Genomic DNA, 15,017 nt, shown 5'->3' on the forward strand with positions numbered 1-15,017 from the left:
GAGCTGTCGGCCTCGGACCTGCTGGGTGCCGTGTCGCACACCGGCACCACCCTCGACACCATCGGCTGCGTCGGTGTCGCGATCCTCGTGATCGTCGGCACGACGGCGGCGATCGACCGCCTGCCGCGCCTGCGCCGCCTGGCGAAACCGGTCATCGCCGTGGGCACCATGTCCCTGACCGCCTACGTAGGCCACTTCCTCGCCCAGTCCGCGTGGCCCGCCTCCGGCGCCGGCACCACGACGTCCTGGGTGCCCGTGCTCACGTACATCCTGACAGCGATCGTGTTCGCCACGATCTGGTCCCGCTTCTTCCGCCGCGGCCCCCTGGAGTACCTCCTCAACACCGCCACCAAACCCGCCAAATACATCCGGTGAGGCCCGGTCGGGGTGGCTCGGCTTCCCGTCCCATCCCGGCCTGCCCGGCGCCCACCGGCCGTCCATGGGCACGTGTGTGGGCAACTGGCGGGACATGTGTGGGCCTGGGCCAGCGCGGCCCGGGGCAAGGGCTAGGCGGGTCAGGACAAGACTGCCACCGGCGCCGCCCTGATGCCCGAGTTCTACGGAGAGTAGTCAGCACCAAGTCAGCACGGGAGAGACGAACACGGGTGATGACGTGGGAATTTAGTCAGCACCGAACCAGCACGGGAGTCAGCACGCCCCCGTCAAATCATCCCCGACTACGCTTCCCGGACAGCACTAATTTCGCCGCTCTCCAAGCCCTTCAGTCGCCCCTCGACGAGCGGGCATGGTGGTCCGATGCATAGCCGCGTCCCGAACTATGTTGGCCCACCACATGTGCGCCTGACCTGCGCCTTTCTACCGTGTGCCGATACCTACCCGTCCCCACCGCACACGAGGAAGTGGCGCCCATGGCCTCCGCATCCACCGCTCCCCCACCCCCCGCCAGCCTCAAGCGCATCGTCACCGCCAGCCTCATCGGCACCACCATCGAGTGGTACGACTTCTTCCTCTACGGCTCCGCCGCCGCGCTCGTGTTCAACAAGCTGTTCTTCCCGGACTCCGACCCGCTCGTCGGCACCCTGCTGTCGTTCCTGACGTACGCGGTCGGGTTCGCCGCCCGGCCGCTGGGCGCGCTGGTCTTCGGGCACTACGGCGACCGGCTCGGGCGCAAGAAGCTGCTGGTGCTGAGTCTGCTGCTGATGGGCGGGGCGACCTTCGCGATCGGGCTGCTGCCGACGCACGCGTCCATCGGGACGGCCGCGCCGGTGCTGCTCACCGTGCTGCGGCTGATCCAGGGGTTCGCGCTGGGCGGTGAGTGGGGCGGTGCCGTGCTGCTGGTGTCGGAGCACGGGGACGCGCGGCGGCGCGGGTTCTGGGCGTCGTGGCCGCAGACCGGCGCGCCGGCGGGGCAGCTTCTCGCCACCGGTGTGCTGTCCCTGCTCACGGCCCTGCTGTCGGACGCCGCGTTCGGCAGCTGGGGCTGGCGGGTGCCGTTCCTGCTCTCGGGTGTGCTGGTGATCGTCGGTTTGTGGATTCGTCTGTCTGTCGATGAATCGCCGGTCTTCAAACAGGCGTTGGAGCAGGCCGAGGCCCGCAAGGCGGACTCCGCGGCGGCGGCCGAGAAGCTGCCGCTCGTCTCGGTGCTGCGGCACCACTGGCGTGACGTCCTGGTCGCGATGGGGGCCCGCATGGCGGAGAACATCAGCTACTACGTGATCACCGCGTTCATCCTCGTCTACGCCACCACCTCGGCCGGCGTCTCCAAGCAGACCGCGCTCAACTCGGTGCTGATCGCCTCGGCCGTGCACTTCGCGGTCATCCCGGCGTGGGGCGCCCTGTCCGACCGGATCGGCCGCCGGCCCGTGTATCTGACGGGTGCGGTCGGGGTCGCGCTGTGGATGTTCCCGTTCTTCTCGCTGATCGACACCGGCGGCTTCGGCAACCTGATCCTCGCCGTCACCGTCGGGCTGGTCCTGCACGGGGCGATGTACGCACCCCAGGCCGCGTTCTTCTCGGAGATGTTCGCGACGCGGATGCGTTACTCCGGTGCGTCGATCGGCGCCCAGACCGCCTCGGTCGCGGCGGGCGCGCCCGCGCCGCTGATCGCCACCGCGCTGCTGGCCGACTACGGCAGCTCCACGCCGATCGCCCTGTACGTCATCGCCGCCGCCGTACTCACGGTCATCGCGGTGGGGGCGGCCAAGGAGACGCGCCACCGGGACCTGGCCGACATCGCACTTCCCACCGGCCAAGAAGCGGACCGGGCGCCCGCCGCCGCGGAGGACGCCCGCACCGCCTGACCCGTCAGGACCCGTGACCTCCGACCCCCGTACGTGCGTGCGTACGGGGGTCAGCGCTGTACCGGCTCCGACAACTGGTGCAGTCGCAGCGCGAGTTGGATCTCCAGGGCCCGGGCCGGGCTCTGCCAGTCATCGCCCAGGAGGCGGCCGACGCGCTCCAGTCGCTGGGCGACCGTGTTCACATGGACGTGCAGTTCGTCCTTGGTGCGGGCGGGGCTCATGCCGCAGGCGAAGTACGCGTCGAGGGTGCGCAGCAGGTCGGTGCCGCGTCGCCGGTCGTAGGCGATGACCTGGCCGATGGTGCGGTCGACGAAGCCCGGGATGTCCCGGTCGCCGGCCAGGAGCAGGCCCAGGAAGCCGAAATCCTCGGCGGCGGCCCCGTCCCCGGAACGTCCGAGGACGCGCAGGGCTTCGAGGCAGCGGCGGGCCTCCGCATAGGCCGTGGCCACGGCCTCGGGGCGGGTGGCGAGGTCCTCGGCGGGTGCGGAAGCGCCGACCGTGACCGGTGCGTGGACCGCTGTACCCAGGTGCCGGGCGGCGCGGCGGGCCAGGCCGGTCGCGGTGTCGCCGGGGCCGAGGGGCAGCAGCAGGACGGTACCCCCGTCGCGCGCGGCGGCCAGGCCGTGCCGGTTCGCGGCCAGGTGGGACGCCGCCGCTGCCAGGCGTCTGCGGGCGTCCGCCTCCTGGTCGGCGTCGGCGGCGCCGCCCTCCAGCCGCGCGGCCAGCACCACATGGAGCGCGTCGAGGTCGGCGCGGAGCCGGACCGCGCGCTCCCGCAGCAGGCGCGGGTCGCGGTCACGGGCGTCGAGCAGGTCGTCCAGCAGCTCACCGCGCACGCGCTGTTCGGCCTCGGCGGCGGATCTGCGAGCCAGGAGCAGCAGGGAGGTGACCATGGCGGCACGCTCCAGGGTGCGCTGGTCGACGGGGTCGAGCCCCGGGTGCCCCCGCAGCACCAGTGCGCCGAGCAGTTCGCCGCCGGCGGCGACGGCGGCGATCCAGTCGTCCTGGTGCAGCACCGCGTGCCCCTCCGCGCCGGACTTCTCCAGGGCGCCGGCGGGCGCGGCGGCGGTCTCGGCGAACTCCACCGTGCCGTCGAGGATCTCGGAGACCGCCGCGGCCACGTCGTGCACCCCGCCGCCGCGCAGGACGAGTTGGGCGAGCCGGTCGTGCACGTCGGAGGCGCGCTCGATGACGCCGCTGCGGTCTCGGATGATCTCGTTCGCCCGCTCCAGGCCGGCGAGAGCCGACCGGGTCTCGGCGAGCAGGTTGGCGGTGTCGATGGCGGCCGCGGCGAGGGCGGCGAAGGAGCCGAGCAGGGCGATCTGCTCCCGCTCGAAGACCCGGGCCCGGCGGTCCGCGGCGAACAGCACGCCGATGACGTGATGCCCGAGCGTCAGCGGCACGCCGAGAATGGCCACCAGCCCCTCGTCCCGCACGCCCGCGTCGATGGTGAGGGTGTGCTGGAAACGGTCGTCCTTGAAGTAGTCGTCGGTGACATAGGGGCGTGCGGTCTGTGCGACGAGACCGCCGAGCCCCTCTCCCATGCCGAGCCGCAGCTGCTGGAACCGGGCCGCGACCGAGCCCTCGGTGACCCGCATGTAGGTGTCGCCGCGCTCCGTGTCGTTCAGGCTGAGGTAGGCGACGTCCGTGCCCAGCAGTGAGCGGGCGCGCTGCACGATCGCCTGGAGGACGGCGTCGAGGTCGCGCAGCCCGGCGAGGTCGTGGGCGGTCTCGAACAGCGCGGACAGCTCGGCCTCGCGCCGCCGTCGTCCCTCCAGCTCGGCGCGCACGCGCAGGGCGAGCGGCTTGGCCTGCCGGAGCGCGGCGATCCACTCCGCCGAGCGCCCTTCGGCACGCGCGAGCAGCTCCGGCTGCTCATAGGCGTCGGCCGACGCGCCCCGGGCCAGCAGCTCGAGGAACGGCATTTCGGCGGACTGCACGTGATCGCTGGACATGCTCACAGGATTCACCATGACCGGGCCGTCCCGTCAGCCCTGTGGACAACTCTCCGGGCCGGACGGGACCGGCTGCTCAGTGGGCGGTCCAGCCGCCGTCGAGCACGAGCGAGGCACCGGTCACGAAGGACGCCTGCGGACTGCACAGATACGCCACCGCCTCGGCGACCTCCTCCGGTTCGATGAGCCGCTTGACGGCGCTGTCCTGCAGCAGCACCTCGGACAGGACCCGCTCCTCGGGGATGCCGTGCGCCTGCGCCTGGTCGGCGAGCTGCTTCTCGACCAGTGGGGTGCGCACATAGGCGGGGTTCACACAGTTCGACGTGACACCGTGGGGCGCGCCTTCGAGGGCGGTGGTCTTGGACAGTCCCTCCAGGCCGTGTTTGGCGGCCACATAGGCCGACTTGTAGGCCGAGGCGCGCAGCCCGTGGACGGACGACACGTTCACGACGCGGCCCCACCCCTGCCCGTACATGTGGGGCAGGGCCCCGCGGATGAGCCGGAACGGTGCCTCCAGCATCACGGCGAGCACCGTGTGGAACACCTCGGGCGGGAACTCCTCGATGGGACGCACCAGTTGGATCCCGGCGTTGTTGACGAGGACGTCGGTGCCCGCGGCGGCGAGTTCGGCGGCGTCCAGGTCGGTGAGGTCGAGGACGTGTGGCTCCACCGTGCCGGCCAGGCCGCGTCCCTGGTCGGCCAGTGCGTCCAGGCCGGCGGCGTCCCGGTCGACGGCTCTCACCTTGGCCCCGGCGGCCGCGAGCCGCAGCGCGCAGGCGCGGCCGATGCCGCCGGCGGCGCCGGTGACGAGCGCGGTGCGGCCGCCCAGGTCGAGCGGGGAGGCGTGCGGGGCCGGGAGGGCACGGGGCGCGGTCATGGTTCGACCCTAGGCAGCGCTCATGCCCCACCCCATGTGGTCACGCCCCATAGTTCAGCCGGAGGCAGTGGGGTCGAACCATGTGGGGGTGTCCGACAGGGCCTGCTTGATCCGGAGCAGCCCGAACTCGTTCAGCTCGGGCAGCGCGTCGATGTCGAACCAGGCCACGTCCAGCGACTCGTCGTCGTTGACCCGCGCCTCGCCGTCGACGGCCCGGCAGCGGAAAGTGATGTCCATGTACTGGCAGGTGTCGCCGTTCTCGTACGTGACGGGCTGCAGGGCCTGGACGAGGACGACCCGTTCGGCGACGCAGCGCACGGCCGTCTCCTCGTAGACCTCCCGCACGGCGCAGGCCGCGGGCTGCTCCCCCGGGTCCGGGATGCCGCCGATCACGGACCACTGGCGGGTGTCGGCCCGGCGGTTGAGCAGCACCCTGCCCTCGTCGTCGAAGACGAGGGCGGTGACCCCGGGAAGCCAGAGCAGCTGATGACCGGCCGAGGCGCGCAGCGTGCGGATGAAGTCGGGAGTAGCCATGCCGCCGACCCTAACGGGCAGCTTCCGGCGTCCCGGCGCGTTTCAGGCGGCGTGCGACCGGCGTACGGCTACACGTCACCGTCGCGTCGCCCGCGCAGCCCGGCGCCGACGGCCCAGCCGAGTCCGCCGGCCGCGACCAGCACGAGGGCGATCTCCGGCAGGATGCCGAGGCGGGTGGCGGGGGTCTGCGAGGACCGCAGCGGCACCTTCTGCACCAGCGAGTCGGCCACGAACATGCCGGTCTTCTGCGTGATCCTGCCGTCCGGCATGATGATCGCGCTGACACCGCTGGTCACCGGTACCGTCACGGTCCGGCTGTGCTCGACCGCGCGCACGCGGGACATGGCGAGCTGCTGGTAGGTCATCTCGCTGCGGTCGAAGGTGGCGTTGTTGCTGGGCACGGAGATCATCTGGGCGCCGTCGGTGACCTCGGAACGCACGGTCCAGTCGAAGGCGGCCTCGTAGCAGGTGACGAGGCCGACCTTGGCGCCGTCCATGGTGAACACGCCCGGCTCGGTGCCCCGGCTGAAGTCCTGGCGGACCATCGCCGTCCAGTTCCCGTTGATCGCGCCGATGAACGAGCGCAGCGGCAGGTACTCGCCGAACGGCTGGATCTGGCGCTTGTCGTAGGTGTCGACGGGGCCCTTCGCCGGGTCCCACAGGATCTGCTCGTTGTACAGCTTGCCGTCCCGCTCGACGACGCCGCCGACCGAGATGGGCACGCCGATGGCCCTGGCCGCCGAGTCGATGACGGCGCGGGCGTCGGGGTTGGCGAAGGGGTCGATGTCGGAGGAGTTCTCCGGCCACAGCACGAAGTCGGGCCGCGCGACCTTGCCGGCCTTGACCTCGGCGGCCAGGCGGTGCGTCTCGCGCGCGTGGTAGTCGAGCACGGCCCGCCGCTGGGAGTTGAAATCGAGCCCGGCGCGGGGCACGTTGCCCTGGATCACCGCGACGGTGGCACTGCCGTCCTCGGCCGTGTCGCCGACCAGCGTCCGGGCCGCTGCGGCGCCCACGACCGGGACGGCCAGGCTCAGCAGACCCACGGCGGCCGCGGCGCGCCGCACCTCACCGGTCCGCCGCCGCTGCACGGCCAGCCGGACGACTTCGTACAGTCCGAAGCCGCACAGCACGACCGCGAAGCCGAGCACCGGGGTGCCGCCCACCGCGGCGAGCGGCAGGAACACACCGTCCGCCTGGCCGAACGCGATCTTTCCCCAAGGGAAGCCGCTGAAGGGCGCACGCGCGCGTGCCGCCTCGCCGGCGATCCACACGGCGGCCGCCCACACCGGCCACCCGGGCAGCTTCGACACGGCCGCGACACCGGCGCCGACCAGGGCGACGAAGAGAGCCTCGATCGCCACCAGGGCGAGCCAGGGGCCCGGCCCGACCTCCACTCCGGTCCACACCAGCAGCGGCAGCAGGAAGCCGAGGCCGAAGAGGTAGCCGAGGCCGAGTGCCGCCTTCCAGCCGCGGCCGCGCAGCACCCAGCCGAAGACGGCGAAGGCCGGCAGAGCCAGCCACCACAGGGTGCGGGGCGGGAAGGAGACATAGAGGAGCAGGCCGGAGAGCGCGGCTGCGGCGGCCGGAACGAGACGTACGAGCCGCCGGGCCCACGTCCGCGCCCCGGGCGCGGTCCGCGGCTCCAGCTGGTCCGACTCGCCGACGGAGGTTGCGGTGACGGTCACTCCCGGAGTGTAAGGCGCGTGACCTTGGGGCCGACAGCGCGGTACGCGTGGCGGACTCCCGGTTCATTTCGTCACGACACATCCCCAAACCGTGCACCAGCCGTTACGGTGTGCCAAGCCTCAGACGTACGGCCGGTGGCGGCCCAGCGGCCGGGGCCATCAGAAGTCGGGGGCGAGGGTGCGCCGGGGGGCGGGCGGGGTGGGTTCCAGCGGGATGACGTCTGCGTCCGGGTCGAATGCGGACGGCGAGAGACGAATCGTTTCTGACGCGGCGGGTGTCGTCGTGCTGGGCGCTTGCGCCGCCTGGTCCCTGATCACGGCGGCCGCGCACGACGGCCGGCCCGAGGGAGTGCTCCTGGCGGTGCTGGCCGTGGCCGCCGGGTACGCCGCCGGGCGGATCAGCGGGGCGCTGCTGCCGGTCGGCGCGCCCCTCGCCGGGGCACTGGCCGGCATCGCGCTGACGGTGGCCGTTCCGCACCTCGCTCCGGGTCCGCAGATCGCCGTACCCCTGGGGCATGCCGGGGCCACCGCCGCCGTACTGACGCTGTCGGCCGGTGCCGCGTGCTGTGCGGCCTGGGCCGCGCCCGCGCCGGCCGTCCGGTTCGCCCTGCGCCTGCTCGCCGCCGGCATCGCGGTGCTGGCGGCCGCGCTCGGCTCGACCAGCGGCTTCGTGACCTGTCTCGCGGTGCTGGTGAGCTCGCTGGCCGCCGGCCGCACCCGTCACCGCGGCGCCGGGATGGCCGTACTGGCCGCGGTCGCCGCCCTGGTGACCGGTCTGATCTGGGCGGTCGCCGCGCGGGCCGTACCGGACGGGCTCGTGGCCGCTCTGGAGGGGCGGCTGACGCCGCACCGCGTGCGGCTGTGGCGGGACGCCTGGCATCTGCTGGGAGACGACGCCGCGCTGGGGGCCGGGCCGGGCCGCTTCGGGGAGCTGAGCACGACGTCGGCCCAGTCACTGCTGTCCGACGGCAAGCCTCACTCGGCGCCCCTGCAGCAGGCGGCGGAACAGGGGATCGTCGGCGTGGTCCTGCTGGCGGCGGCGTTCGGCTGGGTCCTGTACGCGCTGTGGCGCGGCCCGCGCCCGACCCCGGTGGCGCTCACGGCGGGCGCGGCCCTGACGGCGCTCGCCGCCATCGCCGCGATCGGAAACGCGCTGAGCTTCACGGCGGTGTCGGTGGGAGCGGGTCTGCTGGCGGGCATGGCCACGGCGCGCCCCCTGGCCGACGAATCGGCGAGCCGCGCTCCGGAAGCGCAGGCGCGCGGCGCGGGACGCACTCCTGCGTGGTGAGCGGTGACGCGAGGACCCGGCGGATCAGTGCGCGGGAGCGCCCGGCTTGGTGGGCCGCAGCCGTGCCTCGATCACCCGCACGGCCGCCTCCGCGTCGTCCACGGTGACGGTGAAGGTGTGCCCGTCCCACAGCTCCAGCTCGACGCCCTCACCACGTCGTACGACCACCGCGGTGCCCTTCTCGGGCCGCCATCGGTAGCCCCAGCCGCCCCAGTGTCGGGGGGTCACATGGGAGATGTACGTGGCGCCGGCCACGTCGGAGAGCGGGATACGGCGGCGGGGCACGCCGATGTGGCCGCAGCGCACCTCGAGGTGCTCCTCGTCGACCCGCAGGGCGACGTGCACGAAGGCGAGCGTTCCGAAGAGGACCAGCAGCCCGGCGGCGATGCACCCGACGACGGCCATGACCAGCGGGGCGACGCCGGACGTCCAGGCCGAGTCGACGGCCAGCCCGATGCCGAGCGCCAGGCAGGCAGCACCCGCGAGCGCCAGCAACCACTGCACCCGGTTGGTGGCACGGCCGGTCCAGACCTCCGTGTGCGGGTGCGGGGCGTTCTGGCCGTGGCGGTGGTCCCTCATGCCTATGAGGGTACTCAGGTTTCGCTCCGCGGGTACCTCGTGGCGGAGCGTGACTGCGCCGGGTGGACGTAGCGCTGGTCCGGCTCGCCGATGACCGTCGGTGAACCGGTTTCGGGTCAGCCGGCGGGCGTGACCGCCTGGAGCAGGCGCCCTTCGGCGTACGCCAGGGCAGGGGCGGGCAGCGCACCCTCGCGTCCGCTGAGCAGCACGGTGAGCGTGCCGTACGGCGTGGCCCCCGGCGCGGGCTGCCCGCCGAGCCGGCGCAGGGCCTGGGCGGCCACGGCTCCCGCGGAGCCGTGCAGCACGAGGGGTGGGCGGCCGGGGCGCTGGACTGCGGTCCGGATGCGCTCGGCGACCAGTTCGTAGTGGGTGCAGCCCAGCACGACGGTGGTCACGTGGTCCGGGGTGAGGGCGGCGGCCGCGGACACGGCCGCGTCGATCGCCGTCTCGTCCGCGTGTTCCACGGCCTCGGCGAGGCCCCAGCACGGCACCTCGGTGACGGGCACGCCGCCGGCGAAGTCCCGGATCAGGCCCTGCTGGTAGGGGCTGCCGGTGGTGGCCGGGGTGGCCCAGATGGCGAGGTGCCCGCCGCCGGCCGCGGCCGGCTTGATCGCCGGGACGGTACCGATGACCGGGAGTCCCGGTTCGAGGCGGGCGCGCAGGGCGGTGAGCGCGTGCACGGTCGCGGTGTTGCAGCCGACGATCAGGGCGTCGGGACGGCGCGCGGCGGCGGCCTCGGCGACGGCCAGAGCACGCTCGGTGAGGTCTTCCGTGGTGCGCGGGCCCCACGGCATGCCGTCGGGGTCCAGGGAGAGCACGAGATCGGCGTCGGGGCGCAGCCGTCGTACCGCGGCGGTGGCTGCCAGCAGACCGATTCCGGAGTCCATGAGCGCGATCTTCACCCGATCACGATAGACGATGAGCCGTCCAGGGCCGGTCGGGTGGGGCAGACTGCGCGCGTGAGCGCCGTTGTGTGGACTGCCGCTGGATCACTGCTCGCCTGGCTGTGGCTGCTGCTCTGTCAGGGCTTCTTCTGGCGCACCGATGTGCGACTGCCCGCGCGTGCGGAGCCGGACGCGTGGCCGTCCGTGTGCGTCGTCGTCCCCGCCCGCGACGAGGCGGCCGTGCTGCCCGCCGCGCTGCCGTCGCTGCTCCTGCAGGACTATCCGGGGCGGGCGGAGATCTTCCTCGTCGACGACGGCAGTTCGGACGGCACCGGTGATCTGGCGCGTGAGCTGGCGCGCCGGCACGGCGGGCTGCCGCTCACCGTGGGCTCGCCGGGCGAGCCTCCGGCGGGCTGGACCGGCAAGCTGTGGGCGGTGCGCCACGGCATCGGGCTGGCACGCGCGCGTGATCCCGAGTACCTCCTCCTGACGGACGCCGACATCGCGCACGCGCCGGACAGTCTGCGGGAGCTGGTGGCGGCGGCCCGTTCCGGTGGGTTCGACGTCGTCTCCCAGATGGCCCGGCTGCGGGTGGAAAGCGTCTGGGAACGGCTGGTGGTGCCGGCGTTCGTCTACTTCTTCGCGCAGCTCTACCCCTTCCGCCGGATCGCCGCACCGGGGCGGACGGTGGCCGCGGCCGGGGGCTGCGTCCTGCTGCGGGCGGAGGCCGCCGAGCGGGCGCGGATTCCCGACGCGATCCGGCACGCCGTGATCGACGACGTGGCGCTCGCCCGGGCCGTCAAGGGCGGCGGCGGTCGCGTCTGGCTGGGGCTCGCCGAGCGGGTGGACAGCGTGCGGCCGTATCCGCGGCTGCACGACCTGTGGCGCATGGTCTCGCGCAGCGCGTTCGCCCAGCTGCGGCACAACCCTCTCCTGCTGGCCGGGACGGTCGCCGGGCTGGCGCTGGTGTATCTGGTCCCGCCCGTGGCGGTCCTGGCCGGCCTCGCCGCCGGCAGTACGCAGGCGGCGGTCGCCGGCGGTCTCGCGTGGCTCGTCATGGCGGGGACGTACGTCCCGATGCTCCGCTACTACCGGCAGCCGCTGTGGCTCGCTCCCCTGCTGCCGTTCACCGCGTTCCTCTACCTCCTCATGACGGTCGATTCGGCGGTGCAGCACTACCGGGGACGGGGTGCGGCCTGGAAGGGCCGCACCTACGCGCGCCCGGACGCCGTGCCCGACGAGGGCTGACGACCGCCGAAGGCGTCACTTCCGGCCGGGGGTCCAGTTCATGCCCCACCCGTAGGCGTAGTCGACGGTCCGCTGCGGGCTCACCCCGCGCTCGGGCACCAGGTAGCGCGCCTCCCGCTGGACGACCAGGTCGCCGCCGGTGTTGGTGATCAGGGCGAGTGCGCACACGAGTGAGGGGACGGTGCACTCGTCGAGGGAGAAGTCGATCGGCGCCCCGTACTGCGGCTGGAGCGTGACCGAGGCGTGCAAGTCGGCGAAGGAGCGGGCGCCTTCGTAGATGGTGACGAAGACGAGGATGCGCCGGAAGTCGTTCTTGTGGTCGAGGTTGACGGTGAGGTTCTCGCCCGTCGACAGGGCCCCGGTGCGATCGTCGCCGTCGAGGTGGATGTACGGAGGCTGGTGCAGCGCTCCGAAACTGTTGCCGAGGGCCTGCACGACGCCCTTGCTGCCGTCGCTCAGTTCGTACAGCGCGCACAGGTCGAGGTCGAGGTCGGCGTGCATCGCGGTCGGGCGCCCGAACTTGCCGCTCCACCCCGAGAACTGCTTGCGCACCTCCCAGTTGAGGTTCACGTGCAGCGCGCCGGAGGTGCCGCCCTGCTTGGTGAGGGAGACGGAGGGGGCCGCCTTGGTGAGCGTCACCTTGGTGAGACGGACGGGCGCGGGCGGCGCGGCAGGCGGAGGCGGAGCCGCGGGCTGCGGCATCGGCGGGGGCGTGTACGCGGCGGGCGGCGTCGCCATGGGAGGCGCCGGGGCCGGAGCCGGGGCCGCCTGCTGCGGCTCGTCGACCGTGATGCCGTAGTCCGTGGCCAGCCCTTCGAGTCCGCTGCTGTAGCCCTGGCCGACGGCGCGGAACTTCCAGGCACCCTGGCGGCGGTAGAACTCGCCCAGCACGAAAGCGGTTTCGGTGGTGGCGCCGGGATTGTCGAAGCGGGCCACCGGCGTGCCCTGGGCGGCATCCTGGACCTCGATGTACAGGTCGGGGACCTGTCCGAACGTGCCGCCGTCGGAGGAGGCGGCGAGGACGACCGTCTCGATCGCGGGCTCCACGCGCGCGAGGTCGACGAGGAGCGTGTCGGTCACCCGGCCGTCGGTGGTGCGCTTGCCCTCGTGCCGGATCGCCCCGGAGGAGTGCGCGGGCTGGTTGTAGAAGACGAAGTCCGCGTCCGAGCGGACCTTCCCGCCGACGAGCAGCAGAGCGGAGGCGTCGGCGTCGGGTGCGCCCGCTCCTGACCGCCACCCCAATTCCACCCGCAACGCCGCGGTGGGCACCGGAGTATTTGAACCTTTCAGCATTTGCATGTCCGCCCCCATTGCGTGTCACCGCGCCAGGCCCGTCCCGGCCGTCCGTCGAGTTCCGTGCGCACAACCTATTCCTTGCCACGGCGAAGTCCCATGCCCGACCACGTGGAAGACCGGCGGCCAACCGGTGGTAACCCGCCCGGAACTCGGCCTTTACACGATCGCAGCCCCGTTCGGCGCCCCTTTTTGCCGAGTTCGCTCGCATTGGGGATACCGGGTCACTGCGGACACGGAAAACAACCCTCTTATCGGTCTCCCCAACCAGCACATCGTGGGCTTAACTTATGTGCCATGACCTCCCCCCGCTCCACCTATGGCGGCGGCTACTACTCCGCCTCCTTCCCGGACACCCCGATCTACGACAGGCTCGTCGCCGAGCGGGGCACCCCGCAGATCGCCCCGATCCGGGTCCCCGCTCAGTACGACATGCCGGGCAGCAGCCTGCCCGCCCTCCCTTCGGCGCTGCCCGCCCTGCCGGCAGCTCCCTCCCAGCCCGCCTACGGCTATCCGCAGGCCCAACAGCCCGCTCCGCTGCAGCAGGCGCCCGCGGCGTACATCCCGCAGCAGGCCACCGCTCCGCGCGGCTACCCCGGCCCCCAGCCGCAGCAGCCGCGTCCGGCGGCCCCCGCGGGCTACGAGGCGATGCGCCCCGCGGCTCCCCGGCCGGCCCCGGCTCCCTATCAGGACCCGTACAACAACCAGCAGTACCGCGGGTACTGAGCCGCCCTCCGGGGGCTGTCGGTGCCGACTGGCACGATGGCCCCATGGGGAACGCTCACCTGCACTCGATTCACGTCCATCCGGTCAAGGCGGTCCGGGGCCTGGCGCCCCGGGAGGCCGCCGTGGAGCCCTGGGGGCTGGCCGGAGACCGGCGCTGGGTGCTGATCGACGACGGGGGAAAGGTCGTCACCCAACGCCAGCAGCCGCGTCTCGCGCTCGCCGCCGCCGCGCTTCGGCCGGGCGGCGGACTCCGTCTGTCCGCGCCCGGTATGCCGCCGTTGACGGTGCCCGTGCCCCGGCCCGTCGTCACCGTGCCGGTGGAGATCTTCCGCGACAAGGTCGAGGCGATCCCGGCCGAGGACGAGGCCGCGCACGCCTGGTGCAGTTCCTACCTCGGCACCGATGTGCGCCTGGTGTACATGGACGATCCGGCGACCCGCAGGCCGGTCGCCCCGGAGTACGCGCGGCCCGGTGAGACCGTCTCCTTCGCCGACGGCTTTCCGCTGCTGCTCACCACGACGGCCTCGCTCGACGCCCTCAACTCCCTGATCGCGCAGGGCGAGTACGCCGCTGAGGGTCCCCTGCCCATGAACCGCTTCCGGCCGAACGCGGTCGTGGCGGGCACCCCCGCCTGGGCCGAGGACGACTGGTCGCGCCTCGCCATCGGGGAGGTGTTCTTCCGCGTGGCCAAGACCTGCGGCCGGTGCGTGGTGACCACCACCGACCAGGGCACCGGCGAGCGCGGCCGCGAGCCCCTGTTCAGCCTGGGGCGGCACCGCCGGCTCGACGGCAAGCTGGTCTTCGGTCAGAACCTGGTGCCGCTGTCCCCCGGCACGATCCGCGTCGGGGACCCGGTCAGGATCCTCGAATAGCTCTCCGAGCGCGTGGGAACCGGGTCGCGGGCCCAGGCGTTGGGCTTGTGTGAGAAATTCATGAGAGGCCCTGAGGAGAGGTGATGTCGCTCTCTCTTCGACGGGTCTGTACGCGGACGGCTCCGCCGGGGAGTATCACGGAGCCGGAAGGGGGGTGCAGGCGGTGCGAGCGATCAGTGGGCTCTGGCGCTGGCGGCGCAATCCACTGTGCCGCGCGACCGACCTGGCCGAGGCTTGGGTGGCACTGGCCGCCCTGCTGCTGATCCTGCTGGCCGTCCCGGTCGCCGGCTCGCTCGTCGGGGAAACGGCTCAGGACGCGCTCCAGCGCTCCGTCCGGGCGCAGCACGAGGCGCGGCATCTGGTGACGGCCACAGTGGTCCGCACGCTGGACCGCTCCCCGCTGGACGCCGACCCGGAGACCTCGTCGGGCAGGGATCTGCGCAACCGCGTCCTCGCCGACTGGACCGCACCGGACGGCACCGCGCACCAGGGCCCCGTCCTGGCGAGCCTCGAAGGCCCGCAGCAGGGCGACGAGTTCCGGATATGGACCGACCGGCACGGCCGGATGGTGGCCCGTCCGCTCGACTCGGCGACGGCCTCGACGCATGCGGTCCTCGCGGGCTTCGGCGCGGCCCTGGCCACCGGCGGACTCATAGAGGGCGGCAGACGGCTGATCGTCTGGCGCATGGTCCGCCGCCGGTACGCCCGTTGGGACCAGGCATGGGACAAGGCGGGCCCGGACTGGGGCAGGACGGGCACCGGCAGCTGACCGCCTTCCGGCTCTGGTCAACCCACCACCCGCGCGCACGCTACGG

General features: G+C 72.9%; 14 protein-coding genes. 7 read left to right on the forward strand and 7 right to left on the reverse strand.

Features of this window, described 5'->3' with window-relative positions; genetic code table 11:
• Positions 1-375, forward strand: a 375-nt coding sequence (locus G3I77_RS31395; protein ID WP_248508971.1) for a DUF418 domain-containing protein, incomplete at its 5' end; no start/stop codon positions are given.
• A gap of 494 nt (positions 376-869) precedes the next feature.
• A complete protein-coding gene (locus G3I77_RS31400; RefSeq protein WP_248508973.1) occupies positions 870-2,261 on the forward strand; it encodes an MFS transporter in 1,392 nt (463 codons plus the stop codon).
• A gap of 50 nt (positions 2,262-2,311) precedes the next feature.
• Here the strand turns inward: G3I77_RS31400 and G3I77_RS31405 are convergent, their stop codons facing one another.
• The 4 genes from G3I77_RS31405 to lnt all read right to left on the reverse strand — a co-directional run bounded on the left by G3I77_RS31405 (position 2,312) and on the right by lnt (position 7,312).
• On the reverse strand, positions 2,312-4,216 hold the full coding sequence (locus G3I77_RS31405) for a GAF domain-containing protein (protein ID WP_248508975.1): 1,905 nt from the start codon (positions 4,214-4,216) through the stop codon (positions 2,312-2,314).
• Positions 4,217-4,292: 76 nt separating this feature from the next.
• Entirely contained in the window at positions 4,293-5,093 is an 801-nt protein-coding gene (locus G3I77_RS31410; protein ID WP_248508976.1) for a 3-hydroxybutyrate dehydrogenase, read from the reverse strand.
• A 54-nt stretch (positions 5,094-5,147) separates the two neighbouring features.
• A complete protein-coding gene (locus G3I77_RS31415; protein ID WP_248508977.1) occupies positions 5,148-5,627 on the reverse strand; it encodes an NUDIX domain-containing protein in 480 nt (159 codons plus the stop codon).
• Between the two features lie 68 nt (positions 5,628-5,695).
• Positions 5,696-7,312 (reverse strand): apolipoprotein N-acyltransferase, encoded by a 1,617-nt coding sequence (gene lnt / locus G3I77_RS31420; RefSeq protein ID WP_248508980.1) that lies wholly within the window; start codon positions 7,310-7,312, stop codon positions 5,696-5,698.
• Between the two features lie 214 nt (positions 7,313-7,526).
• Here lnt and G3I77_RS31425 point away from each other — a divergent pair, with 214 nt between their 5' ends.
• On the forward strand, positions 7,527-8,600 hold the full coding sequence (locus G3I77_RS31425) for an O-antigen ligase (protein ID WP_248508987.1): 1,074 nt from the start codon (positions 7,527-7,529) through the stop codon (positions 8,598-8,600).
• A 24-nt stretch (positions 8,601-8,624) separates the two neighbouring features.
• On the opposite strand, the gene G3I77_RS31430 is transcribed toward G3I77_RS31425, so the two are convergent.
• The gene (locus G3I77_RS31430) at positions 8,625-9,179 is read right to left on the reverse strand and encodes a hypothetical protein (RefSeq protein WP_248508989.1); all 555 of its coding nucleotides are present in this window, start codon (positions 9,177-9,179) and stop codon (positions 8,625-8,627) included.
• 116 nt (positions 9,180-9,295) lie between these two features.
• Positions 9,296-10,081 carry a glutamate racemase gene (locus tag G3I77_RS31435; RefSeq protein ID WP_248508997.1) on the reverse strand — a complete coding sequence of 262 codons (786 nt, stop codon included), beginning with the start codon at positions 10,079-10,081 and terminating at the stop codon, positions 9,296-9,298.
• Positions 10,082-10,120: 39 nt separating this feature from the next.
• Here G3I77_RS31435 and G3I77_RS31440 point away from each other — a divergent pair, with 39 nt between their 5' ends.
• Complete coding sequence (locus G3I77_RS31440) at positions 10,121-11,311, forward strand: glycosyltransferase (protein WP_248508999.1); 1,191 nt, start codon at positions 10,121-10,123, stop codon at positions 11,309-11,311.
• A 15-nt stretch (positions 11,312-11,326) separates the two neighbouring features.
• Here G3I77_RS31440 and G3I77_RS31445 read toward each other — a convergent pair whose 3' ends face one another.
• The gene (locus G3I77_RS31445; RefSeq protein ID WP_248509327.1) at positions 11,327-12,604 is read right to left on the reverse strand and encodes a TerD family protein; all 1,278 of its coding nucleotides are present in this window, start codon (positions 12,602-12,604) and stop codon (positions 11,327-11,329) included.
• 297 nt (positions 12,605-12,901) lie between these two features.
• Here G3I77_RS31445 and G3I77_RS31450 point away from each other — a divergent pair, with 297 nt between their 5' ends.
• The 3 genes from G3I77_RS31450 (at position 12,902) to G3I77_RS31460 (ending at position 14,971) form a co-directional block, all read left to right on the forward strand.
• On the forward strand, positions 12,902-13,330 hold the full coding sequence (locus tag G3I77_RS31450; protein ID WP_248509001.1) for a DUF6643 family protein: 429 nt from the start codon (positions 12,902-12,904) through the stop codon (positions 13,328-13,330).
• Between the two features lie 44 nt (positions 13,331-13,374).
• Positions 13,375-14,202: an MOSC domain-containing protein gene (locus tag G3I77_RS31455; protein ID WP_248509003.1), complete on the forward strand. Its 828-nt coding sequence runs from the start codon at positions 13,375-13,377 to the stop codon at positions 14,200-14,202.
• Between the two features lie 163 nt (positions 14,203-14,365).
• Positions 14,366-14,971 (forward strand): hypothetical protein, encoded by a 606-nt coding sequence (locus G3I77_RS31460; protein ID WP_248509005.1) that lies wholly within the window; start codon positions 14,366-14,368, stop codon positions 14,969-14,971.
• Positions 14,972-15,017 lie beyond the last annotated feature (46 nt).

It is taken from the genome of Streptomyces sp. D2-8 (assembly GCF_023184515.1).
In the GTDB taxonomy this organism is placed as follows: domain Bacteria; phylum Actinomycetota; class Actinomycetes; order Streptomycetales; family Streptomycetaceae; genus Streptomyces.